The organism is Streptomyces sp. NBC_01433, from assembly GCF_026340105.1.
In the GTDB taxonomy this organism is placed as follows: Bacteria; Actinomycetota; Actinomycetes; order Streptomycetales; family Streptomycetaceae; genus Streptomyces.
Window position 1 is genome coordinate 3019660 of sequence record NZ_JAPEPM010000001.1, and the last position, 23177, is coordinate 3042836.

Genomic DNA, 23177 nt, shown 5'->3' on the forward strand with positions numbered 1-23177 from the left:
AAACAGGGGAGTGGGGACCATGGCGGAGCTGAGCAAGGCGTCTGCGGGGCGGACGGACGTAAAACAGGAACCGGAGCCACGCAGCGTTCGGGTGGTGATACTCGCCCTGATGATCGCGATGCTGCTCGCCATGCTCGACAACCTGATCGTCGGCACCGCCATGCCGACGATCGTCGGTGACCTCGGAGGCATGGAGCACCTGTCATGGGTGGTCACCGCCTACACGCTGACGACCGCCGTCTCCACCCCCATCTGGGGCAAGCTCGGCGACCTGTACGGCCGCAAGGGCGTCTTCCTCACGGCCATTGTGGTCTTCCTGATCGGTTCGGTCCTGAGCGGCATGGCCCAGGACATGAGCCAGCTGATCGGCTTCCGCGCGGTGCAGGGGCTCGGTGCGGGCGGCCTGATGGTCGGCGTCATGGCGATCATCGGCGATCTCGTACCGCCCCGGGAGCGCGGCAAGTACCAGGGGATGATGGCCGGTGTGATGGCCATAGCCATGATCGGCGGACCGCTGGTCGGCGGCGCCATCACCGACCACCTCGGCTGGCGCTGGAGCTTCTACATCAACCTGCCGCTCGGCGCGGTCGCCCTCGCGATGGTCACCGTCGTACTGCACCTGCCGAAGAAGGAACGGTCGAAGGCGAACATCGACTACCTGGGCGCCGCACTGCTCACCGTCGGCATCACCGCGATCGTCCTCGTCACGACCTGGGGCGGTTCGGAGTACGCCTGGGGCTCGGCCGTGATCATGGAGCTGATCGCGCTCGGCGTGGCCTCCCTCGTCGGCTTCCTCCTCGTCGAGCGCAAGGCTCCGGAGCCGATCATTCCGCTGCACATATTCCGCAACGCCAACTTCACCCTCATGTCGGTCATCGGCTTCATGGCCGGCTTCGTGATGTTCGGCGCGGTGCTCTTCCTGCCGCTGTTCCAGCAGTCGGTGCAGGGCGCGTCCGCGACCAACTCCGGACTGCTGCTCCTGCCGATGCTGCTCGCGATGATGATCGTCTCGCTGGTCGCCGGGCGGGTCACCACCAGCACCGGCAGGTACAAGATCTTCCCGATCGTGGGCAGCGCCCTGATGGTGACGGGCCTCTTCCTGCTCGCCCAGATGGACACCGGGACCTCGCGCGTCACCTCCGGCATCTACATGGCGGTGCTCGGCGCGGGCATGGGCTTCCTGATGCAGATCACCATGCTCGTCGCGCAGAACAGCGTCGAGATGAAGGACATGGGCGTCGCCTCGTCCTCGACCACCCTCTTCCGTACGCTCGGCAGCTCCTTCGGCGTCGCGATCATGGGCGCGCTGTTCACCGGCCGGGTGCAGGACGAGATGGCGGCGCGCGGTGGCGGAGCCGCCACGGAGAAGTCCGCCCAGCTGGACGCGGCAAGCCTGGCGAAGCTGCCGCACGAGCTGAGCGAGGCGTACAGGTTCGCGGTGGCCTCGGGCACCCACATCGCCTTCCTGGTGGGCGGCTCGGTGGCGGTGCTGGCCCTGGTGGCGTCCCTGTTCGTCAAGGAGGTCCCGCTGCGGGGCGCGGGCCCGGCGGTAACGGTCGACGATCAGGCGCCGACGGACGACGTGACGGCCGAGGCTTCCGGTACGACGGGTACGAGCGGGGCTTCCGGTACGGCCGGGGCTTCCGGGCCGTCCGGAGCGAAGAAGTCGCAGACCGTCTGAGCAGCGCGAACAGCGCGAACGGCGCGAACATCACGAGCAGCGCCAGCAGCGCCAGCAGCGCCAGCAGCGCGAGCCCAGCGATACGGGGTCGGGCCCCGGAGACACGCGAGTCTCCGGGGCCCGACCGCGTTCGCACGCATGTCCACGCCTACGCGCTACGCGCTTACTCCGCCGGCTGCCGCTGATCCGCAAGCTGAAGGATCGGGAAGCTCCCGGTGTTCGTCGGCGCGTGCTCCGGCAGCCACAGCACCGCTATCGCCCCGCCCGTCCCCTCCGCCGCGCCCAGCGGCGCCGCGTTGCGGAAGGTCAGCCGGGCCCCCAGCACCCGTGCCTGCCCGGCCGCGATCGTCAGCCCCAGCCCGTGGCCGTTCCCGGCCCGGTCGGCGCTCCCCGTACGGAACCGGCTGGGCCCCTCCCGCAGCAGCGCCTCCGGGAAACCGGCCCCGTGGTCGCGGACCCGCACCACCCGGCCCTCGACCGTGACCTCCACCGGGGTGGACCCGTGCTTGGCGGCGTTGCCCAGCAGATTGCCGAGGATGCGCTCCAGGCGCCGCGGATCGGTGGAGACCCACGACTCGTGCACCACCCGCACCGTGACGTCCGGGTCCAGCAGGGCGATCCGGCGGCTGACGAACTCACCCAGCTGGACCTGCTGCAGTTCGGCCCGCTCCGAGGCACTGTCCAGCCGCGCCACTTCGAGTACGTCCTCCACCAGCGTCCGCATCGCCTGCGCCCGGTCCCGCACCAGCTCGGTGGGCCGGCCGGGCGGCAACAGCTCTGCGGCGGTGAGCAGCCCGGTCACCGGGGTACGCAGCTCATGGGCGATGTCCGCGGTGACCCGGCGCTCCGCCTCGATCCGCTCGTTCAGCGCGTCGGTCAGCGCGTCGACGGCCCGCGCCAGCTCGTCGGTCTCGTCGCGGACGACCCCGCCGACGGCCTCCCTGACCCGTACGTCCGTGTGCCCCTGCGCGACCTTGCCGGCCGCGGCCGCCGCCTTGCGCAGTCTGCGCGACAGCTGGCCGCCGATCAGGACGCCCAGGGCGCAGCCGCCGAAGACCACCGAGACCGAGCCGATGATCAGCGCCCGGTCGAGGTCGGTCATGATCGTGGCGCTGCGGTCGGCGAACCGGGTGTGCAGCGAGAGGATGTCGCCGTTGGCCAGCGGGACGGCCGCCCAGACGTCGGGCACCCCGTCCTCGTACTCCTCGACGTGCGTGGCGCGCCGGTTGTTGCGGACCTCGTCGCGCACGCTCGGCGGCAGCGTGGGGTCGTTGAGCTTGGCGCCGAACTTGGGCGCCGAACTCTTCATGTTCGTCGCCTCGTAGAACCGCTGGGCGCCCAGCAGCCGTTCCAGCTGCACCTCGCGGGCGTTCTCGATCATCGAGACCCGGGCGGCGTTGTGCACGACAAGGCTCAGCGCCACCGCGATGAGCGCGCCGACCGCCGCGATCGCGATGCTGATCTTCCAGCGGACACCCGTCCGCAGGGCCAGTTTCTTCATGCCCGGAGCTTGTAGCCGAAACCGCGGACGGTCTCGATGCGGTCCTGCCCGATCTTGGTGCGCAGCCGCTGCACATGCACGTCCACGACCCGGGTGTCGCCGCCCCAGCCGTAGTCCCAGACCCGTTCCAGGAGCTTGTCGCGGGAGAGCACGGTGCCAGGCGCGGACGAGAACTCCAGCAGCAGCCGCATCTCTGTCGGCGTCAGCGCCACCTGCTCGCCCCCTTTGCGTACCTCCATGCCCTCGGTGTCGATCACCAGATCGCCGAAGGCCAGGACCCCGCCCTCGGGCCCCGTATCCAGGTCCGTACCGGCCACCGTCCGGCCGTCCGCCCCGGCCGCGTGGCCGAAGCGGCGCAGCACGGCCCGGATGCGGGCGACGAGCACGGCGCCGTCGAAGGGCTTGGTGACGTAGTCGTCCGCCCCGGCCTCCAGGCCGAGCACCACGTCGATCGAGTCGGCCCGCGCCGACAACATGATCACGGGCACCGTCGACTCGTCCCGGATGCGGCGGCACAGGCTCACCCCGTCGAGGCCCGGCACCATCACATCGAGCAGGGCGATGTCGGGCCGGTCGGCCCGGAACGCCTCCAGGCCGGAGAGCCCGTCGGGCATCGCGGTGACCGCGAAGCCGACCCGCTCCAGCGCGAGCTGGGTGGCCTCACGGATGACGTCGTCGTCCTCGACGAAGAGGACATGGGTCTCGGCCATGCGACTGCTTTCAGCTGCTCTCGGTTGCTCTGATGTCTTCGCGTCGACTTCTTCGCGTCGACTTCGCGTCGATTACTTCACGTCGTTCGGGTTGAGCCGTTCTTCGCCGGGTCCCGTCGCGCCTGTCGTTCTTCGCACCTGTCGCTCGCCGCGCCCGTCGTCGTCGCGGGCTCAGCTCTTCGCCGGCTCCGGTTCCGGCGGCACGGGCTCGGAGAGCGTGCCCTCCGTGCTGCCGACGGCCCGGTTGAAGTCGTTGTGCACCCGGTCGTGCTCGCTGAAGCGATCGCTCGCCCAACGGTAGGTGACCACCTCCGAGCCCGAGGGGTAGGCGAGCGGGTCCTTCGACCCGTACACCTGCGTCGTCACCACCAGATCGCCCCGGTCGATGGTGCCGTAGACCGCGGGCGTCTCGGCGGTGAAGACGTTCTGGTACGAGCCGTCGTCGCGCTGGCGGTACACATACGTCCCGATGCCCACCGAATCGGCGCAGGCCATCACGTTGATCACGACATCGGTCACGGGGCCGTCGGTCATCGAACCGTAGGAGGTGTCCACCGGGTACGCGTCCCCGACGCAGGGCTTGAGGCCGTCCTTGACCCGGTCGCTCACCTTCGCGTCGGCCCGCAGCAGTGCCACGGCATCGACCCGCCTGGCGGGCTTCGCCGTGCCGGTGGGCGTACTCACGGGAGGCGTCGTGACGTGGGTGACCGGCTGGGTTCCGGCCGGGCCCTCGTCGCGGGTGCCGGTGCCGCCCGTGGAGCAGCCGACGCAGAACACCACGATGGCGGCGAGTCCGGCCAAGGCCGTACCACTCGCCGCCATGCCCGCCCGGAGCCTGGTGCTCCGGGCGGTACCTCCACGACCGCCGTCGTGCGCGGGGCTGTCGCCCGCGCCGCCGTCGCCGCTGTCTGTCAGGCCGCGCACCGCTCCCGCCCCCGCTCGTCGTGGCGCCCGTCCCGCTGCGCCGGTGTGTGTGCACGCGCCCCGACAACCGCCGCACGGCCGGAAGGACGGGCCGCGGTCGCCCGGTGGCCCTCGGCCTCGCGGCCGACCGCCTCGCGGCTCATGATCTCGCGGTTCTCGAGCTCCTGGCGCAGTCGCGCCAGCGCCCGGTGGAGCGTGCTCTTCACCGTACCGGCCGACATACCGAGCGCGGCAGCCGTCTCCTCGGTGCTCATCTGCTCCCAGTGTCGCAGCACGACGACGCTGCGCTGCTTGGGAGCCAGCACGCCCAGGATGTCCATCAGCAGGGCCCGGTCGGCACGCTGCTCGGTGCCGTCCTCGACGCTCGCGTCGGGCAGCTGTTCGGTGGGGATCTCCTCAAGCTTGCGGGCCCGCCACCACTCGGTACGCGTATTGATCATGACGCGGCGGAGATAGGCGTCGGCGAGGGACTTGTCGGCGATGCCGTCCCAGCGGCCGTACGTACGCACCAGCGCGGTCTGCAGCAGGTCCTGCGCGTCCACCGGGTCGGGGACGAGACGGCGTGCGCTGCGCAGCAGAGCGTCCTGCCGGGTGCGTACATAGTCCTCGAATTCGAGCACCTCGCCCTGCGCCATTCCAACCGCCTCCGACCCCGTAGTTCCCCGTGTGTGCTGCTGTCGGAGACGCTACGGAGGCGTTGTCACGAGGGTGTGCGCAGCAGCCATACACCGGCGCACGGCTGCCCATCGGTTGTGTAACAGCCCTGGTCCCGACCCGGTCCTACGACCGGGGCGGACCGGGTCGGACCGGGGCGGAGGGGGCAGGACCCGGACCGGTCGGGTCCTGCTCAGGTCCTGCTCAGGTCCCGTCGGGTCCGGCTCAGGTCCGGTCGGATACGGCTCAGGTCAGCGGCAGCCGGTACTGGCCGTCGGGCAGCGGTTCGACCAGCCCGTCGGCCACCAGCCCGTCCAGGGCGCGGGCCCGCTGCACGGGCTCGTCCCACACGGCGTCCAGCGCGGCCTGCGGAACCGGAGCCACCGATTCACGCAGGACCGCGAGCAGCCGGCCGCGTACCTGCCGGTCCGTACCGGCGTACGTCTGCCCACGGCGGGCAGGCCCCTGGTGCGCGGGCTTCCCGGCCAGCAGCCAGGCGCACTGCGAGGCGATCGGGCACTTCGAGCAGTCCTCGTTCCTCGCGGTGCACACCAGCGCGCCGAGCTCCATCGTCGCGGCCGCCCAGCGGGCCGCGCGTTCGTCCTCCTCGGGGAGCAGCGCCCTGGCGAGCTTGCGTTCGGCGGCGGTCGTCGCGTTCGGCGGGTACTGGATACCGGCGGCGGCGCGGGCGAACACCCGGCGGACGTTCGTATCGAGCACGGCGTGTCGTTGCCCGTACGCGAACGAGGCCACGGCCGCCGCCGTGTACTCGCCGATCCCGGGCAGCGCCAGCAGCTGGTTGTGCTCGCTCGGTACGTCGCCGCCGTGCCGTTCCGTTATCGCCTGCGCGGCCCCGTGCAGGCGCAGCGCCCGGCGGGGGTAGCCGAGCCGGCCCCAGGCGCGGACCGCTTCACCGGGCGCCTCGGCGGCCAGGTCGGCGGGGCGCGGCCAGCGGGCCAGCCACTGTTCGTACACCGGGAGGACCCGGCTCACCGGGGTCTGCTGCAGCATGAACTCGCTCACCATCACACCCCAGGCGCCCGCTTCGGGGCGGCGCCAGGGCAGATCGCGGGCGTGCTGCTCGAACCACCCGATGACGGGGGTGTGGAGGGACGTGGGGGGCGTGTGTGTCGAAGTCATGGCAGTCATCGCACGTCCGATCCTGGCACGGAAGACGGGGCGAGGGTCACGGGTGCGGGGGTGTCGGCCGTCCCGGCGGTCCAGGGGGCGAGAACGCCACCCGTTCTGTCCCCTCTGCCCCTGTCCAGCGGGTGCCATCGGGGGTTCCGTGATGATGATCCGCAAAACTTGTCGATCGGAGCGGCGGGTGGGGCGGGACTTGGCCCGGATCTCTCGTAGAGTTCGGGCCGTGGGTTCTATGCGCAATCCGGTCGGGCCGCTTCCCTCCACCATTTACTGGCGACGGAGGGCAGTCGCGGCGACGCTGGTTGCGTTGCTCGCGTTGCTGATCGTATGGGTCGTCACCTCCGGTGACGGCAAGGGGAACAGCGGCGACGCGAAGGCCGACGGATCGGATCCGGTGCGGTCGATCACCCCCGGCCCCTCAAGTTCCGGACCGGCGATCAGCCAACAGCCGGGCGGACGCGACGAGTCGGGTGACACCGGCGGGGACGACGCGGGAACCGACGGCAGCAACGGGGACCCCGGCACGGGCGGCAGCGCGGGCTCCGGCTCCGCCGGCACGGTGGGATCCGACGGGGCGTCGACGGGCGGCGGAACGGCGGGCCAGCAGGTCCCGGCCGGCTCACCGCTTCCCGACTGCGTCCCGGCCGCGATCCAGTTGAGCCTGCGTACGAAGGTCAGTTACGGCCCCGAGGACAAGCCGAAGTTCGAACTGATCGCCAAGAACACCTCGGCCACCTCCTGCAAGGCCGACCTCGGCCCGAAGAACGCGGTCCTCACCATCACCGAGGCCGGGGGCGACGAGGACAGTCAGGTGTGGTCCTCGAAGGACTGCCCGGCCGCCCCCGGCAGCCTGCTCCTGAAGGTCCCGGCGGGCACGACCGTGATCCACACCGTGGCCTGGGACCGCACCCTGAGCGCCCCCCGATGCGCCACACCCTCCGCCGCGAAGGCGGGCCCGGGGACGTACCTCCTGGAGGCAAAGGCCCCGGGAGAACCCCTGCAACGAGCCTCATTCGTCCTCTCCAAGGACTGAACCCCAGCCCGCGGGACACTCAGGACGGAACCGGGGCGGCCCACCTCAGCCCGTCCGGCGCTTGAGGACGGAACCGGGGCGGCCCACCCCAGCCCGTCCGTTGCTCAGGACGGAACCGGAGCGGCCACCCCAGCCCGTCCGGCGCTTGAGGACGGAACCGCCGCTCCGTGGGCCCGGCACCTCACCCGCCCGGCAGGGCGTCACACCCCAGCCCGTCCGGCGCTTGAGGACAAACCCCCCGCCACCCCTAGACGTACCGCTCCAGGATCGACGACTCCGCCAGCCGCGACAGCCCCTCCCGCACGCTCCGGGCCCTGGCCTCCCCGACACCGTCCACGGTCTGGAGATCGTCCACGCTCGCGGCCAGCAGCTTCTGCAGACCGCCGAAGTGCTCCACCAGCCGCTCGATGATCGCCCCCGGCAGCCGCGGCACCTTCGCCAGCAGCCGGAATCCCCGCGGGGACACCGCCGAGTCCAGCGTCTCCGGCGAGCCGCTGTACCCCAGTGCCCGTGCCACCACGGCAAGTTCCAGCAGTTCCGTGTGGCTCAGCGCGTCCAGCTCGGTCAGCGCCTCCGCGACCGTGCGGGACCGCTTGGCCGTCGGCTCCGGCACATAGTCGCGTACGACCAGTTCACGCTCCGGCTCGACGCCCGCGATCAGCTCGTCCAGCTGGAGCGAGAGCAGCCGCCCGTCGGTGCCCAGCTCCACCACGTACTCGGCGATCTCGGTCGCGATCCGGCGCACCATCTCCAGGCGCTGGGCGACCGCCGTCACGTCCCGGACCGTCACCAGGTCCTCGATCTCCAGCGCGGAGAGCGTGCCCGCGACCTCGTCGAGGCGCAGTTTGTACCGCTCCAGCGTCGCGAGCGCCTGATTGGCCCGGGACAGGATCGCGGAGGACTCCTCAAGGACCCGCCGCTCCCCGTCCACGTACAGCGCGATCAGCCGCATCGACTGCGAGACCGAGACGACCGGGAAGACGCACGCCTTGGAGACCCGGTCCGCCGTGCGGTGGCGCGTGCCGGTCTCCTCGGTGGGGATGGACGCGTCCGGCACCAGCTGCACACCGGCCCGCAGGATCTTGGTCATGTCCTTGTCGAGGATCAGCGCGCCGTCGAGCTTGCACAGCTCGCGCAGCCGCGTCGCGGTGAACTCCACGTCCAGCACGAATCCGCCGGTACACATCGACTCGACGGTCTTGTCCATACCGAGGACGATCAGTCCACCGGTACTGCCGCGGAGGATGCGCTCCAGGCCGTCCCGCAAGGCCATTCCGGGCGCGACCGCGCTCAACGAGGCGCGCATCAGCGCCTCGTTGCCGGTGCCTTGGCCGGACTTTCCGGGCGATGCCGCCCGGTCGTTGGCTGCCACTGCACTCCTCCGGTCACAGGTTTGCGAAGCCCTTGCGTCCCTCATACCGTTCGTACGGGCGGGCGAGACCAGGGCAAAGTCTACCGGCGCGCGCCGTCCTCCTGTGGTGCCTCCGGACGAGACCGGCGCGGGAGCACCCTCAGAGCGTCGCCCATGTCGGCGACTTCCGTGACCTTCATACCGGACGGGACCTTCCCCGGGTCGGTCGGGACCAGTGCGTGGGTGAAGCCGAGGCGGTGCGCCTCGGCCAGCCTGCGCTGGACTCCGGTGACCCTTCTGACCTCGCCCGCGAGGCCCACCTCACCGATCGCGACCAGGTTCTTCGGCAGCGGGGTGTCGCTGGCAGCGCTGGCCAGGGCGAGCGCGATCGCCAGGTCCGCGGCGGGTTCGGTGAGCTTCACGCCGCCGACCGTCGCACTGTAGATGTCCCGCTTGCCGAGCGCGCTGATACGGCCGCGCTGCTCCAGTACCGCCAGCATCATCGAGACCCTGGAGGTCTCCAGACCGGAGGTGGTGCGCCGGGGTGAAGGGATCTGGGAGTCGACTGTCAGCGCCTGCACTTCGGCGACCAGCGGCCGCTTGCCCTCCAGGGTGACGGTCAGACAGGTGCCGGGCACAGGCTCGTCGCGACGGGTGAGGAAGAGGCCCGACGGGTCGGCGAGTCCGGTGATGCCCTCGTCGTGCAGCTCGAAGCAGCCGACCTCGTCCGTCGCCCCGTAACGGTTCTTGACGCCGCGCACCAGACGGAGCCGGGCGTGGCGGTCGCCCTCGAAGGACAGCACCACGTCGACCAGGTGTTCCAGCAGCCGCGGCCCGGCGATCGCGCCGTCCTTCGTGACATGGCCGACCAGGAGCGTGGCCATCCCGCGCTCCTTGGAGGCCCGGATGAGCGCCCCGGCGACCTCGCGGACCTGGGCCATGCCCCCGGGTGCGCCGTCGATCTCGGGCGAGGCGACGGTCTGGACGGAGTCGAGCACGAGCAGTGAGGGCTTGACCGCGTCCAGATGGCCGAGCACCGCGGACAGATCGGTCTCCGCCGCGAGGTAGAGGTGGTCGTTGATCGCCCGGATCCGGTCGGCGCGCATCCGTACCTGGCTCGCGGACTCCTCGGCCGTGATGTAGAGCGTGCGGTGGTCCTCGCTCGCCGCCTTGGCGGCCACGTCCAGCAGCAGCGTCGACTTGCCGACGCCCGGCTCGCCCGCGAACAGCACGACGGCGCCCGGTACGAGCCCCCCGCCCAGTACCCGGTCCAGCTCTCCGACGCCGGTCGAGCGCGCGGTGGCCTGGCGGCTGTCGATCTGGCCGATCGGGACGGCGGCGGTGGAGACGCGGCCGGCCGCGGTCGTCCGCACGGCGGGGGCGCCGCCGAACTCCTCGACCGTCCCCCACGCCTGGCACTCGGGGCAGCGGCCGAGCCACTTCGCGGTGGTCCAGCCGCACTCGGTGCAGCGGTAGGACGGCCGGTCCTTCGTGGATTTCGTACGGGCAGCCATGGCGTCACCGTATAGGGGCGGTACGACAGCGCGGCCCGGGGCGGTACGACAGCGCGGCCCGGGGCGGTACGACAGCGCGGCTCGGCGCGGGGGCGTGCGGGGGCGCTCGCGGCGGAATCAGTGATTCCTGTCCCCTTTTGAGGGATACGTTCACCCGTAAGGGTTAAAAGTGCTGAAGGGGTACTAAGGGCATGTCCTCAATGCCTACGGTCGCCGGGTGACGAGCAGCAGGCTGGAGCCCCCCACGCACACCACCGGCGCACACCGGGCGCACCGTCGTGCGCCCCGCTCGTCGGCACTGCGGCTGCCCGCAGGCGACGAGCCGTATCTCGACGGCCTCTTCACGTACTGCCTCTCCGTGCTCTGCGACCACGAAGCGGCCACCGAGGCGCTCGGCGCGGTCCTGGTGATCGCGGAGCGGCAGGACGGCCGGTGCCCGGCGGGCGAGGAGGAACGTAAAACCTGGCTGTACGCGCTGGCCAGGTGGACGTGCCTGCGCAAGCTGGCCGAGCGCAACCGCGGCCGTCACGCCCACCGTCACCCGGCGAAGGAGGCCAGGGCCACGCGCAAGCCGTCCGCCCGCCCGAAGGCCGCGCAGTCCGACACCGCCCGGACCAGGACCGCGCAGTCGGACGCCACCCAGACCTGGGCCGCGCAAGCACCGGCGCACGTGAACCACCGCGCGCCGGTGTCCACGCCCGGCGCAACCCCCATGAGCCCCGCCACGCCCCCCACCCCGGAGGAAGCGGCCGTCCCGGCCCCCGCCGAGTCCCCGGCCGCCGAGGCACGGCGGCGCGAACTGGCCAGGCTCGCCTGGCCCGAGGCGGCGGGCACCACCCCGGAACAACGGGAGGCGCTCGAACTCGCGGTACGCCACCGGCTCACCCCGCGCGCCGTCGCCTCCGTACTCGGCCTGGAGCCCTCCGGCGCCCGGGAGCTGCTGGCAGCCGCCGTCTGCGAGGTGGAGCGCACCCGCGCCGCCCTCGCCGTGGTCGAGACCGGGAACTGCCCCACCGTCGCCCGTCTCACGGGCGACCACCGGGTCCTGCTCTCCGCCGTGCTGCGCCGCGAGCTCGTCCGGCACGTCGACGACTGCCCCCGCTGCCGTCGCGTCGCCGAACGGGCCGGTGCCGCCGGTCCCTGGCCCGGAGCCGACGTCACGCCCACCACGGTGCTGCCGCTGGTCGAGGCGCCCCGCCCCTCCGTGCGCGTCGCCATGGTCCACGCCCGGCGATCCAGGCCGCACACCCCGCGCTTCGACCGGGCGGGCTACCCGCTGGACCCGAAGGACCACGCCGCGCGCCGGGACCGGCTGCGCGCCCGGGTCGTGACGACGACCGTGGTCGCGACGGTCGTCGCCGCCCCCGTGATCGCCCTGTGGGCCGCCTACCGGGGGGCGCCGCACACCGGCGAGGGCCACGGCGGCTCCTCGGTCACCGCGACCGAGACGGACGGCAGGGGCGGCACGGACGGGGCCCCGCACGACCGTTACGAGAACGCGGGCAACGCCCGTCCCGGCGGCCGCTTCGGCGACCGTTTCACGGACGGTGCCCGTGTCCAGGACGTGACGGCCGAGGTCATCAGCACCGGCGACGGACAGCACGGCCCCGGCCGCCTCGCCGTCACCGCCCGGTCCTCCGGCGACGTCACGACCGTCACCCTGACCGCCTCCGGCAGCGGCCACATCGCCTGGTCGGCGTGGGTGGACGCGCCGTGGCTGCGCCTCAGCCGTACGTCGGGCAGCCTCGCCGCCGGTGAGAGCGTCACGATCCGGGTCTCGGTGAACCACGCGGCGGAGCCGGGCGGGCCGTGGAGCGCGCGCATCGGCATCGCCCCTTCCGGGGCCGTGGTCGAGATCGAGGGGTACGGAGCCACGTCTCCGGCGAACGGCGGCCCGTCGGGTCCGACGGACCACACCCCCCGCCCGACGGACCCGGGAACGAACCCGACACACCCCACGCCGAATCCCACCGGCCCCACCGGCCCCACCCCGACCCCGACGGATGCCACCCCCGGCCCGACGGACCCCACGGACCCGGGGCCGTCCGGCCCGCCGACCTCCCCGAACCCGTCCGACCCGCCCACCGGCACGTCCGGACCGGCCCCCACGGACTGACAGCCCGCGGGGGCCGGTCAGGGCCTGCGGGCTGTCGGTCCGTGGGACGAGAAGGCCGCCGACGGATCAGGCCGCCGGACCCGGATCAGGCAGACGGACCGGTCCGCGGATCCGCTGGGTGCGGAGCCATCGGCAGCAGCGACGACAGCCGCTCCTCGCACAGCTCGACCAGCCGGTCGTAGCCCTCCTTGCCCATCAGCTCGGTGAGCTCGGGGCGGTAGGAGACGTACACCGGGTCCCCGGCCCCGTGCGCCGACGTGGCCGAGGTGCACCACCAGTGCAGATCGTGGCCGCCGGGACCCCAGCCCCGGCGGTCGTACTCACCGATCGAGACCTGGAGCACGCGCGTGTCGTCGGGCCGGTCGATCCAGTCGTACGTACGCCGGATCGGCAGCTGCCAGCACACGTCGGGCTTCGTTTCGAGGGGCTCCTTGCCCTCCCGCAGCGCCAGGATGTGCAGCGAGCAGCCCGCACCGGCCGCGAATCCGGGCCGGTTCTGGAAGATGCAGGAGCCCTCCCAGCGACGCGTCTGGCGTTCGCCGTCCTCGTCGACGCCGACCCAGCCCGTCTGCGTACCGACGTCATGGAACTGCCACAGCTCCGGTGTCAGCCGTGCGACATGGCCTGCCACCCGCTTCTCGTCGTCCTTGTCGGAGAAGTGGGCGCCCAGCGTGCAGCAGCCGTCGTCGGCGCGGCCCGCCTGGATTCCCTGGCAGCCGCTGCCGAAGATGCAGCTCCACCTGGAGGTCAGCCACGTCAGATCGCAGCGGAAGATCTGCTCGTCGTCCGAGGGATCGGGGAACTCCACCCAGGCCCGCGCGAAATCGATGCCCGTCTCGTCGGACCGGTTCGGTCCGTTCTTTTCCGGTTGCGATGTCTCCCGGTTCGTCTTCTGCTTCTTCGTGGCTTTGCCCGGCTTCGCCTTTTTCGTCTTTGGCACGCGCCAAGAGTAAGCAGGAGGAGGACCGACCGGTCGCAGTAGCGTTCCGGTATGAGACTCGGAGTCCTCGACGTGGGGTCGAACACGGTTCATCTGCTGGTGGTGGACGCGCACCCCGGCGCCCGCCCGCTGCCCGCGCATTCGCACAAGGCCGAGCTTCGGCTGGCCGAACTCCTCGACGCGGACGGGGCCATCGGCCCCGTGGGCGTGGACCGGCTGGTGTCGACCATCGCCGGAGCGGTCCAGGCCGCCGAGGACAAGGGGTGCGAGGACGTCCTGGCGTTCGCGACATCGGCGGTGCGTGAAGCGACCAATGCGGACAGGGTGCTGGCCCGGGTACGCGACGAGACGGGCGTCGACCTCGCGGTCCTCAGCGGTGAGGAGGAGGCCCGGCTCACCTTCCTCGCCGCCCGCCGCTGGTTCGGCTGGTCGGCCGGGAAGCTGCTGGTCCTGGACATCGGCGGCGGCTCCCTGGAGATAGCGTTCGGCATCGACGAGGAGCCCGATGCCGCGGTGTCGCTGCCGCTCGGGGCCGGACGCCTCGCCGCGGCCTGGCTGCCGGCCGACCCGGCCGACCCGGCGGAGGTGAGGGCGCTGCGCCGCCACGTACGGGCCAGGATCGCCCGGAGCGTCGGCGAGTTCAGCCGCTTCGGCCGCCCCGACCACGTCGTCGCCACCTCCAAGACCTTCAAGCAGCTCGCCAGGATCGCGGGCGCCGCACGCTCCACCGACGGCCTGTACGTACAGCGCTCCCTCACCCGCAAGGCGCTGGAGGAGTGGGTGCCGAAACTCGCGGCGATGACCGTCGAGGAGCGGGGCCGGCTGCCCGGGGTCTCCGAGGGACGCGCCGCCCAGCTGCTGGCCGGGGCGCTGGTGGCGGAAGGCGCCATGGACCTGTTCGGGGTCGAGGAGCTGGAGATCTGCCCCTGGGCGCTGCGCGAGGGCGTCATCCTGCGCCGCCTGGACCACCTCCCGACGGAACAGGCCGTTCTGTACTGACGAAGCCCGCCCGGACGCCGTTCGCGGACGCCCGTACGGGTACGGGCCCCGCGGGCACGGGAGGCCCGTCATGGCCCTGGTCACTTTCCGCCGGTGCCCCTCGGCGGGGCGCATCGCTGCCCGTAGGCTGTCCAGGTGGCAGAACCAGTGGTGCGCATCCCCGATGCGAAGGTCGCCCTGTCGACGGCTTCGGTCTACCCGGAGTCGACCGCGACGGCCTTCGAGATCGCCGCGCGCCTGGGCTACGACGGGGTCGAGGTCATGGTCTGGACCGACCCGGTCAGCCAGGACATCGAGGCCCTGCGGCGGCTCTCCGACTACCACCGGGTCCCGATCCTCGCCGTGCACGCGCCCTGCCTCCTCATCACCCAGCGGGTCTGGTCCACCGATCCGTGGGTGAAGCTCCAGCGGGCCAGGGCGGCCGCGGAGAAGCTCGGCGCGTCGACCGTCGTCGTCCACCCGCCGTTCCGTTGGCAGCGCAACTACGCGCGCGACTTCGTGACCGGCATCTGGCGCATGGCGGACGAGACCGATGTGCGGTTCGCAGTCGAGAACATGTACCCGTGGCGCTACCGGGACCGGGAGATGCTCGCGTACGCCCCGGACTGGGACGTCACCAACGACGACTACCGGCACTTCACGGTGGACCTGTCGCACACCGCGACCGCGCGCACGGACGGGCTGGCCATGGTGGACCGGATGGGCGACCGGCTGGCCCATGTCCACCTCGCCGACGGCAAGGGCTCCAGCAAGGACGAGCACCTGGTGCCCGGCCGGGGCGACCAGCCCTGCGCGGAGCTGCTGGAGCGGCTGGCCCGTACCGCGTTCGACGGTCATGTCGTCATCGAGGTCAACACCCGGCGCGCCATGTCCTCCGCCGAACGCGAGGCCGACCTCGCGGAGGCGCTCGCCTTCACCCGCCTCCACCTGGCGTCGTCGGCCCAGGCCCCCACACGTGAAACCCGGTAAGCGCGAGAAGCACGTGACGTCCGAGAAGCACGTGACGCCCGAGAGGCGAGAGGAACCCGAGAAGCGCGTGATGCCCGGAGCGGACCCCGCCCCCCGGCGTCGCGGCCGCCCCTCCCGTACCGCCGGGGAAACCGGCCCCGACGCCCGTACCCGCATCCTCGAAGCGGCCCGCACCCAGTTCGCGGAGCGCGGCTACGACAAGACCTCGATCCGGGGCATCGCCAGGGCGGCGGGCGTCGACGCCGCGCTGGTCCACCACTACTTCGGTACGAAGGACGAGGTCTTCGCCGCCGCCATAGAGGTCTCCTTCGAACCCGCCCTGGCCTTCCCCGCGCTCATCGGCGGCTCGACGGACGGCCTGGGCGAACGGCTGGTCCGCTACTTCCTCTCCGTATGGGAGAACCCGGCCACCCGGGCCCCGCTGCTGGCGATCCTGCGCTCGGCGCTCACCCACGAAGCGGCGGCGTCGGTCCTGCGCGGCTTCGTCCTGCGACGGCTGCTGGAGCGGATCGCGGCGGAACTGGACGTACCGGACCCGACCTTCCGGGCGGAACTGGCCGCCTCGCACCTGGTCGGTACCGCGATCCTGCGGTACGTGATCAAGGCGGAGCCGCTGGCTTCGGCGGACCCGGAGAAGATCGTCGCGTTGGTGGGCCCGACCTTGCAGAGATACTTCACGGAAGCCTGACTCCCGGGCCGGCCCGGCCCGGCCCGGCGCCGTGAACGCCCGTCCCGGAGCCCGTACACCGCCCGCTCCTTGAGCACCTCGTCCCGACATCCGGACGCCGTGTCCAGATCTTGGATTCGAGGCGTACGCTCGAAGACAGTCTTTTCTGTCGAAGGAGCGAGCGCGATGCCGCAGCTGAGGTCCCGCACTGTCACCCACGGCCGCAACATGGCGGGCGCCCGCGCCCTTATGCGGGCGTCGGGCGTAGCGAGCGAGGACATCGGCAAGCCGATCATCGCGGTGGCCAACTCGTTCACGGAGTTCGTCCCGGGCCACACCCACCTCGCCCCGGTCGGCCGGATCGTCTCCGAGGCGATCAAGGCCGCGGGCGCCGTGCCCCGCGAGTTCAACACCATCGCCGTGGACGACGGCATCGCGATGGGTCACGGCGGGATGCTCTACAGCCTCCCGTCGCGCGATCTGATCGCCGACTCCGTCGAGTACATGGTCGAGGCGCACTGCGCCGACGCGCTGATCTGCATCTCCAACTGCGACAAGATCACGCCCGGCATGCTGATGGCCGCCATGCGCCTCAACATCCCGACGGTCTTCGTCTCCGGCGGCCCGATGGAGGCCGGCAAGGCCACCCTGGTCGACGGCACGGTCCGCAAGCTCGACCTGATCAACGCGATCAGCGACGCCGTCGACGAGAACGTGTCCGACGAGGACATCCTGCGTATCGAGGAGAACGCCTGCCCCACCTGCGGCAGCTGTTCCGGCATGTTCACCGCCAACTCGATGAACTGTCTGACCGAGGTCCTCGGCCTCTCCCTCCCGGGCAACGGCTCCGTCCTCGCCACGCACACCGCCCGCAAGGCGCTGTACGAGGACGCCGGCCGCACGGTCGTGGAGATCACCAAGCGCTATTACGAGCAGGACGACGAGACGGTCCTGCCCCGCGCGATCGGCACCCGCGCCGCGTTCGACAACGCGATGGCGCTGGACATCGCGATGGGCGGCTCGACCAACACGATCCTGCACCTGCTCGCCGCCGCCGAGGAGGCGGAGCTGGCCTACGGCCTCGATGACATCAACGCCGTCTCGCGCCGCGTCCCGTGCCTGTCGAAGGTCGCCCCGAACGTGGCCCCCGGCGGTACGTACTACATGGAGGACGTCCACCGGGCGGGCGGCATCCCCGCCCTCCTCGGTGAGCTCCACCGTGCGGGGCTGCTCAACGAGGAGGTGCACTCGGTGCACTCCGACACCCTCGCCGAGTGGCTGAAGAACTGGGACGTGCGCGGCGGCTCCCCGTCGCCAGAGGCCGTCGAGCTGTGGCACGCCGCCCCCGGCTGCGTCCGCTCCGCGACCGCCTTCTCCCAGTCGGAGCGCTGGGACACCCTCGACCTGGACGCCGCGGGCGGCTGCATCCGCGACCTGGAGCACGCGTACTCCAAGGACGGCGGTCTCGCGGTCCTCAAGGGCAACCTCGCGGTGGACGGCTGTGTCGTGAAGACGGCCGGTGTCGACGAGTCGATCTGGACCTTCGAGGGCCCGGCGGTCGTCTGCGAGTCGCAGGAGGCGGCCGTCGACAAGATCCTCCGCAAGGAGATCAAGGAGGGTGACGTCGTCGTCATCCGTTACGAGGGCCCGCGCGGCGGTCCGGGCATGCAGGAGATGCTCTACCCGACGTCCTTCCTCAAGGGCCGCGGTCTCGGCAAGAGCTGCGCGCTGGTCACCGACGGCCGCTTCTCCGGCGGTACGTCGGGCCTGTCGATCGGCCACGCGTCGCCGGAGGCGGCATCGGGCGGCACGATCGCGCTCGTCGAGGACGGCGACCGCATCCGTATCGACATCCCGAACCGGTCCATCGAGCTCCTCGTCCCCGACGCCGAACTGGCCACCCGCCGTGAGGCGCTGAACGGCGTCTACGCCCCGAAGAACCGCGAGCGCAAGGTCTCGGCGGCGCTGCGGGCGTACGCGGCGATGGCGACGAGCGCGGACCGGGGCGCCGTCCGCGACGTCTCCAAGCTGGGCTGACCCGGAGCGCTACGTCTCCACGCCGGGCCGACCCGAGCGGTACGTCACCGGGCTCGGCGGCACCCACGGGTGTCGCCGAGCCCGGTTTCATGTGACCGCCCGTCCCGAGGCCAGAAAGCCGGGGGCACGGCCGCCGGTCGCCGTGGGGCCGTCTCACCGGCTTTCCGTCTCACCGGCTCCCCGCCTCACCAGCTCCCCGGGTCCCGCCCGTCGACGGCGAAGACCGAGCCGTCCGGGGCCGTACCCACCACGATCCGCCCCGCCGCGACGGGCGCGGGCAGCACCGACGCGTAGGTGAGCCTGCCCTCCCGCAGCCGGGCGCGGGTCTGGCCCACCAGGGCGCCCCGCCCCGTGTCGACGGCCAGCAGCCGCCCGTCCGCCGCGGAGAAGTACAGCTGCTCGCCCGGCCCGAGGACGGGGGCCGAGGCGCGCCCGACACCCGTCTCCAGCCGCCACAGTTCGGCCCTTCCGTGCGAGCGGGTGTCGACGGCGAGCAGCGTTCCGCCCCGTGCCAGCAGATACGCGGTGTCGCCGCCCAGCACCACCTGCGGATCGTTCATCCGGAAGGGCAGTTCGATACGGGTCAGGGTGCGCGGCCCGGGGGCGTAGCGGACGAGCGCGACGGTCTCCGAGTCCTCGTTCATCGCCGTCAGGACGAGCGCACCGTCGGCGGTCCCGGCCGGAGTCAGCATCCCGTCCAGCCGTCGCTGCCACGCGGTCCGGCCGTTGTCCGCCTCGACCGCGGTGACGAGTGTGGTGGAGCCGGAGGCCGAGTGCGCGAAGGCGTAGGCCAGCCCGGACGCGCCGTCGTGGACGGCGAAGTCGGGGCGCAGGTGCCCGGGGACCGTGTGCTCCCAGCGGGCCTTCCCGGTCGCGCCGTCCAGCGCCTTCACCGTGCCGTCGTCCGTGACCAGCAGCAGCGTGCCGCCCGCCGGGAACGGGGCGTCGGGGTACGCGGACACATCGGTCTCCCGTATCCGCGTGCCCTCGGCCGGGTCGTACGCGCGCAGCGTCCCGCCCGGATCCGCGCTGTGGACGAGCCCGCCCGCGACCACCGGCGGCGACGCGCCCTTCCGCGCGCCCTTCCGGTCCGACCAGAGCACGCGGCCGTCCGTGGGGTCCAGGCGCGCGATGCCCGCTCCGGCCACCGCGCAGTAGATCCCGGCCGCGGCCCCGGCGGCGGAGCTCCCGCCCGAGGAACAGACGGGGGTGTCACTGCCGGTGGTCCGCAGCGGGGTCCGCCACGGTGCGAAGGCCGCCGCCGCCCCCTTCTTGCCGCCCGCCGGGGTGGGCGGATCGTCCGGGTCGCCCCACACCCCCAGCGCCGCCGCGCCCGCGCCGGTCACCAGCACGAGCAGCGCGACGCCCGCCGCCACGAGCCGGCCGCGCGGTCGGCGCCGTACGACCGGGGGCGCGACCCGCACATGGGTGGTGGGCTCGTCGGCCGCCTCCACGGCCACCGGCCGCCGCTGTGCCGGTATGAACGCGGCGGCCTCGTACGACGGCGGACGCAGTGCCGCCATGACCTCGTCCGGCGTGGGCCGCTGTGCCGGGTCCTTCGCCAGGCAGCGGCCGACCAGCGGCGCGAGATCCCCGGGCACCCCGGCGAGATCCGCCTCGTCGTGCACCACCTGGTACGCCACGATGTACGGGCTGTCCGAGTCGAAGGGCCCGCTGCCGGTCGCCGCGTGGACCAGCACGGCCCCCAGGGCGAACACATCGGCGGCGGGACCGACCTCGCGGGGCCGCTGGAACTGCTCGGGCGCCATATAAGGGGGCGAGCCGATCAGCTTGCCCGTCTCGGTGCGCAGATCGCTGTCGTACGGCCGGGAGATCCCGAAGTCGATGACCTTGGGCCCGGAATCGGAGAGCAGCACGTTGCTCGGCTTGAGATCGCGGTGGATGACCCCGGCCCGGTGGATGTCGCGCAGCGCCTCGGCCAGCCCCGCGGTGAGCCTGCGCAGCTCGGCGGGGGCCAGGGGGCCGTTCCGCTTCACCTGCTCGGCGAGGGTGGGGCCGGGCACGTAGAGCGTGGCCATCCAGGGGCGCGGGGCGGCCGGATCGGCGTCCACGACCGGTGCGGTGAACGCCCCGCTCACGCGTCGTGCCGCCGCCACTTCCTGCCGGAAACGCGCCCGGAACTCGGGGTCCGCCGCGTACGGCCCGTGCACCACCTTCACCGCGAGCTGGAGCCCCGACGCGGAGCGGGCCAGGTGCACGACACCCATGCCGCCCGATCCGAGGCATGCCTCAAGCCGATACGTACCCGCGTACTCCGGATGCTCCGCTTCCGGATTGGCTCCGGTCCCTCGCAGCGGCGGCATCGCCCACCCCCGTGTGTTCGTGCGCAAGCGCGACGCACGGAGCCTAGTCGATGGTGCGTACGAGCGGCGTGGGGCTTGTTAGCCTGCGCGTCGTAGTCATCGTTACTCAACGGGGGAGGCACCCATGGGTGTGGAAGACAGCGTCACCACGGTGGACACAGCGACGGATACAGCGACGGACACGGAGGCGGTCATGGAGGCGGCGGCCACCGTCGAAGCCGCGTCCGACGACCTGCAGAAGTACCCGATCGCACCGGGCTACCGCGTCAACGTCCGGGTCGGCCCCGGCACCAACTACCGGATCGTGCGGACCCTTCCGTACGGGATGAAGGTCCCGGTCTACTGCCAGAAGCCGGGGGAGCGGGTCACCGGCCCGTACGGCACCACGAACCTGTGGGACAACATCGCCAACGGCCAGTTCGTCTCGGACGCGTACGTCCACACCGGCAGTGACGGATACGTCGCCCCGCGCTGCGACTGACACCGGCCCGCACGTGCGGGCCGGTCCGACGCGACCACCGCCCGTCCGGGGATAATCGACCCCGTGAGCGAGAACAGCGAAGCACCCGGCACCCCGCCCACCGGCGCGGTCGCGTCCGGCGGCACCACCACCGCACCCGGCCCGCGGCCCGAGCCCATCCGTTTCTTCGGTACGACCTGGGTCGACCGCGACGGGGGCTACGGGCTGCGGCGCGCCGGAGTCGCGATCGGCTCGCTCGCCGTGGCGGTCGCCGCGTGCTTCGTGCTCCGGTTCGCCTATCAGGGCCTGGAGATCGCGGAGGTCGGCAGCCTGATCGGGATGCTGGTCATCCTGATGTTCGGCATCTGCAGCGCCATCGCCTTCCGCAAGACGTGGGAAGGCTTCGGCGCCCGCCCGGCGGACCCGGGCCGCGAGGACAATCTGCGCGGCCTCAAGTCGATCGGTTTCATCGGCTCCCTGCTGGCCTACTTCTGCCGCTCGCTCCTGGAGGCGCCCGGCGAGAAGCTGCGGCGTACGGAGTACGAGACCGCGCTCGCCCAGTACACGAAGCGCCGCTCGTCCCGCACGGGGAACCCGGCGGCCCGCCGCACGGCCAAGGGCAAGCGCCCCAAGAACGGGTAAGCCCCGGTAACCCCGGTGCAAGGATGACGAGGACGACCGAACAGCACAGAGCACCGCCCGGAGGGTGAACGCATGACCCAGACAGTCGCAGTCCTCGGCACCGGCAAGATCGGCGAGGCCTTGCTCAGCGGCATGATCCGGGCGGGCTGGCGCCCCGCCGACCTGCTGGTGACCACCCGCCGTGCCGAGCGCGCGGAGGAGCTCCGCACCCGCTACGGCGTCGAGTCCGTCACCAACGCCGAAGCGGCCAAGAGCGCCGACATCCTCATCCTGGCGGTCAAGCCCCAGGACATGGGCAGGCTGCTCGACGAACTGGCCCCCCACGTCACCGCCGACCGCCTGGTCATCAGCGCCGCCGCGGGCATCACGACCGCGTTCATCGAGGACCGGCTGACCGCGGACACCCCCGTGGTCCGCGTCATGCCGAACACCCCCGTCCTCGTCGACGAGGGCATGTCCGTCATCTCGGCCGGCAGCCACGCCACCACCGAGCACCTCGCCACCGCCGAGGAGATCTTCGGAGGAGTCGGCAAGACCCTCCGGGTCCCGGAGTCCCAGCAGGACGCGGCCACCGCCCTCTCCGGCTCCGGCCCCGCGTACTTCTACTTCCTGGTCGAGGCGATGACCGACGCGGGCATCCTGCTCGGTCTGCCCCGCGCCCAGGCCCACGACCTCATCGTGCAGGCGGCCATCGGCGCCGCCGTCATGCTCCGGGACAGCGGGGAACACCCGGTCAAGCTCCGCGAGGCCGTCACCAGCCCGGCCGGCACCACCATCAGCGCCATCCGCGAACTGGAGAACCACGGCGTACGCGCCGCGCTCATCGCCGCCCTGGAAGCAGCCCGGGACCGCAGCCGTGAGCTGGCCTCCGGCAACGGCTGACCCGTCAGACCGCCACCGCGGCCACCAGCTCCTCGCTCCTCACGACCTGTGCGAAGCCACCGCCGTGCAACGTCACGGCGGTGGCCCGCGCCAGCTCCTGGGCGCTGAGCGTCCACCCCCAGGGCCCGACCCCGTCGAACGTGTACGTCGCGTCCAGCGCGAAGAACACCTCGTACCCCAGGTTCCCGCCCATCCGCGCCGTCGTCTCCGCGCACATATTGGTCTGGATCCCGGCCACCACGATCTGCCGCACCCCGGCCTCCCGCAGCCAGGCATCCAGATCGGGCGTCCCGTAGAAGGCGGAGTTCACCGACTTCGTCAGGAACAGCTCACCGCCGCTCCCCTTCCCCCGCCGCTCCTCCACGTACGGCTTGAAGTCGTTCCCCGGGTACCCCGCCCGCAGCGGCGAATCGGGCTTGTCCGAGTCATGCCGTACGAACACGACGGGCCGCCCGCTCGCCTGCCACGCGTCGATCAGCCCCGCGATGTTCCGATCCGCGTCCGGGTTGTTCCGGGGGCCCCAGTAGGCCTCCTCCTCGAACCCCTTCTGGACGTCCACCACAACCAGCGCCGCGTTCTCCGTGATCTCCATGCTTCGATCCTGCGCCTCCCGCTCCCCGTCGCCCA

The 23177-nt window shown here is 72.0% G+C and carries 20 protein-coding genes; 10 read left to right on the forward strand and 10 right to left on the reverse strand.

Annotation, left to right across the window (positions count from 1 at the left end; genetic code table 11):
* Positions 1-19: 19 nt before the first annotated feature.
* The gene (locus tag OG413_RS13620; RefSeq protein WP_266805462.1) at positions 20-1681 is read left to right on the forward strand and encodes an MDR family MFS transporter; all 1662 of its coding nucleotides are present in this window, start codon (positions 20-22) and stop codon (positions 1679-1681) included.
* A 163-nt stretch (positions 1682-1844) separates the two neighbouring features.
* Here the strand turns inward: OG413_RS13620 and cseC are convergent, their stop codons facing one another.
* The 5 genes from cseC to OG413_RS13645 all read right to left on the reverse strand — a co-directional run bounded on the left by cseC (position 1845) and on the right by OG413_RS13645 (position 6619).
* Complete coding sequence (gene cseC, locus OG413_RS13625; protein WP_266805464.1) at positions 1845-3182, reverse strand: two-component system sensor histidine kinase CseC; 1338 nt, start codon at positions 3180-3182, stop codon at positions 1845-1847.
* A complete protein-coding gene (cseB, locus tag OG413_RS13630) occupies positions 3179-3892 on the reverse strand; it encodes a two-component system response regulator CseB (protein ID WP_266805466.1) in 714 nt (237 codons plus the stop codon). Before cseB ends, cseC begins: the two co-directional genes overlap by 4 nt.
* A 171-nt stretch (positions 3893-4063) precedes the next feature.
* The gene (locus tag OG413_RS13635) at positions 4064-4816 is read right to left on the reverse strand and encodes a hypothetical protein (protein ID WP_323137854.1); all 753 of its coding nucleotides are present in this window, start codon (positions 4814-4816) and stop codon (positions 4064-4066) included.
* Positions 4804-5451 carry a SigE family RNA polymerase sigma factor gene (locus OG413_RS13640; RefSeq protein WP_266805489.1) on the reverse strand — a complete coding sequence of 216 codons (648 nt, stop codon included), beginning with the start codon at positions 5449-5451 and terminating at the stop codon, positions 4804-4806. The genes OG413_RS13635 and OG413_RS13640 overlap by 13 nt, the downstream gene beginning before the upstream one ends.
* A 265-nt stretch (positions 5452-5716) precedes the next feature.
* The gene (locus OG413_RS13645; protein WP_266805491.1) at positions 5717-6619 is read right to left on the reverse strand and encodes an A/G-specific adenine glycosylase; all 903 of its coding nucleotides are present in this window, start codon (positions 6617-6619) and stop codon (positions 5717-5719) included.
* Between the two features lie 229 nt (positions 6620-6848).
* On the opposite strand from OG413_RS13645, the gene OG413_RS13650 reads away from it, so the two are divergent.
* The gene (locus tag OG413_RS13650) at positions 6849-7649 is read left to right on the forward strand and encodes a hypothetical protein (protein WP_266810126.1); all 801 of its coding nucleotides are present in this window, start codon (positions 6849-6851) and stop codon (positions 7647-7649) included.
* 247 nt (positions 7650-7896) lie between these two features.
* Here the strand turns inward: OG413_RS13650 and disA are convergent, their stop codons facing one another.
* On the reverse strand, positions 7897-9021 hold the full coding sequence (disA, locus tag OG413_RS13655) for a DNA integrity scanning diadenylate cyclase DisA (protein WP_266805493.1): 1125 nt from the start codon (positions 9019-9021) through the stop codon (positions 7897-7899).
* 80 nt (positions 9022-9101) lie between these two features.
* Positions 9102-10514 carry a DNA repair protein RadA gene (gene radA / locus OG413_RS13660; protein WP_266805494.1) on the reverse strand — a complete coding sequence of 471 codons (1413 nt, stop codon included), beginning with the start codon at positions 10512-10514 and terminating at the stop codon, positions 9102-9104.
* A 217-nt stretch (positions 10515-10731) separates the two neighbouring features.
* On the opposite strand from radA, the gene OG413_RS13665 reads away from it, so the two are divergent.
* Positions 10732-12630 (forward strand): hypothetical protein, encoded by a 1899-nt coding sequence (locus OG413_RS13665; protein WP_266805496.1) that lies wholly within the window; start codon positions 10732-10734, stop codon positions 12628-12630.
* A gap of 85 nt (positions 12631-12715) precedes the next feature.
* Here the strand turns inward: OG413_RS13665 and OG413_RS13670 are convergent, their stop codons facing one another.
* Positions 12716-13570: a hypothetical protein gene (locus tag OG413_RS13670; protein WP_266805498.1), complete on the reverse strand. Its 855-nt coding sequence runs from the start codon at positions 13568-13570 to the stop codon at positions 12716-12718.
* 51 nt (positions 13571-13621) lie between these two features.
* Between OG413_RS13670 and OG413_RS13675 the strand changes: the two genes are divergently transcribed.
* The 4 genes from OG413_RS13675 to ilvD all read left to right on the forward strand — a co-directional run bounded on the left by OG413_RS13675 (position 13622) and on the right by ilvD (position 18242).
* Positions 13622-14569: a Ppx/GppA phosphatase family protein gene (locus OG413_RS13675; protein WP_266805500.1), complete on the forward strand. Its 948-nt coding sequence runs from the start codon at positions 13622-13624 to the stop codon at positions 14567-14569.
* Between the two features lie 147 nt (positions 14570-14716).
* Positions 14717-15538, forward strand: coding sequence for a sugar phosphate isomerase/epimerase (locus OG413_RS13680; RefSeq protein ID WP_266810127.1), 822 nt, complete (start codon positions 14717-14719; stop codon positions 15536-15538).
* Positions 15539-15608: 70 nt separating this feature from the next.
* Positions 15609-16226, forward strand: a complete 618-nt coding sequence (locus OG413_RS13685; RefSeq protein ID WP_266805502.1) for a TetR family transcriptional regulator — start codon at positions 15609-15611, stop codon at positions 16224-16226.
* A gap of 165 nt (positions 16227-16391) precedes the next feature.
* A complete protein-coding gene (ilvD, locus tag OG413_RS13690; RefSeq protein ID WP_266805504.1) occupies positions 16392-18242 on the forward strand; it encodes a dihydroxy-acid dehydratase in 1851 nt (616 codons plus the stop codon).
* A gap of 185 nt (positions 18243-18427) precedes the next feature.
* Here the strand turns inward: ilvD and OG413_RS13695 are convergent, their stop codons facing one another.
* Complete coding sequence (locus OG413_RS13695) at positions 18428-20566, reverse strand: serine/threonine-protein kinase (RefSeq protein ID WP_266810128.1); 2139 nt, start codon at positions 20564-20566, stop codon at positions 18428-18430.
* A gap of 124 nt (positions 20567-20690) precedes the next feature.
* On the opposite strand from OG413_RS13695, the gene OG413_RS13700 reads away from it, so the two are divergent.
* From OG413_RS13700 to proC, 3 genes are all read left to right on the forward strand, one after another.
* Entirely contained in the window at positions 20691-21047 is a 357-nt protein-coding gene (locus tag OG413_RS13700) for an SH3 domain-containing protein (protein ID WP_266805506.1), read from the forward strand.
* 63 nt (positions 21048-21110) lie between these two features.
* Positions 21111-21668: a hypothetical protein gene (locus OG413_RS13705; RefSeq protein WP_266805508.1), complete on the forward strand. Its 558-nt coding sequence runs from the start codon at positions 21111-21113 to the stop codon at positions 21666-21668.
* 72 nt (positions 21669-21740) lie between these two features.
* Complete coding sequence (gene proC, locus OG413_RS13710; protein WP_266805510.1) at positions 21741-22550, forward strand: pyrroline-5-carboxylate reductase; 810 nt, start codon at positions 21741-21743, stop codon at positions 22548-22550.
* A gap of 4 nt (positions 22551-22554) precedes the next feature.
* On the opposite strand, the gene OG413_RS13715 is transcribed toward proC, so the two are convergent.
* On the reverse strand, positions 22555-23142 hold the full coding sequence (locus OG413_RS13715; protein ID WP_266810129.1) for a cysteine hydrolase family protein: 588 nt from the start codon (positions 23140-23142) through the stop codon (positions 22555-22557).
* Positions 23143-23177 lie beyond the last annotated feature (35 nt).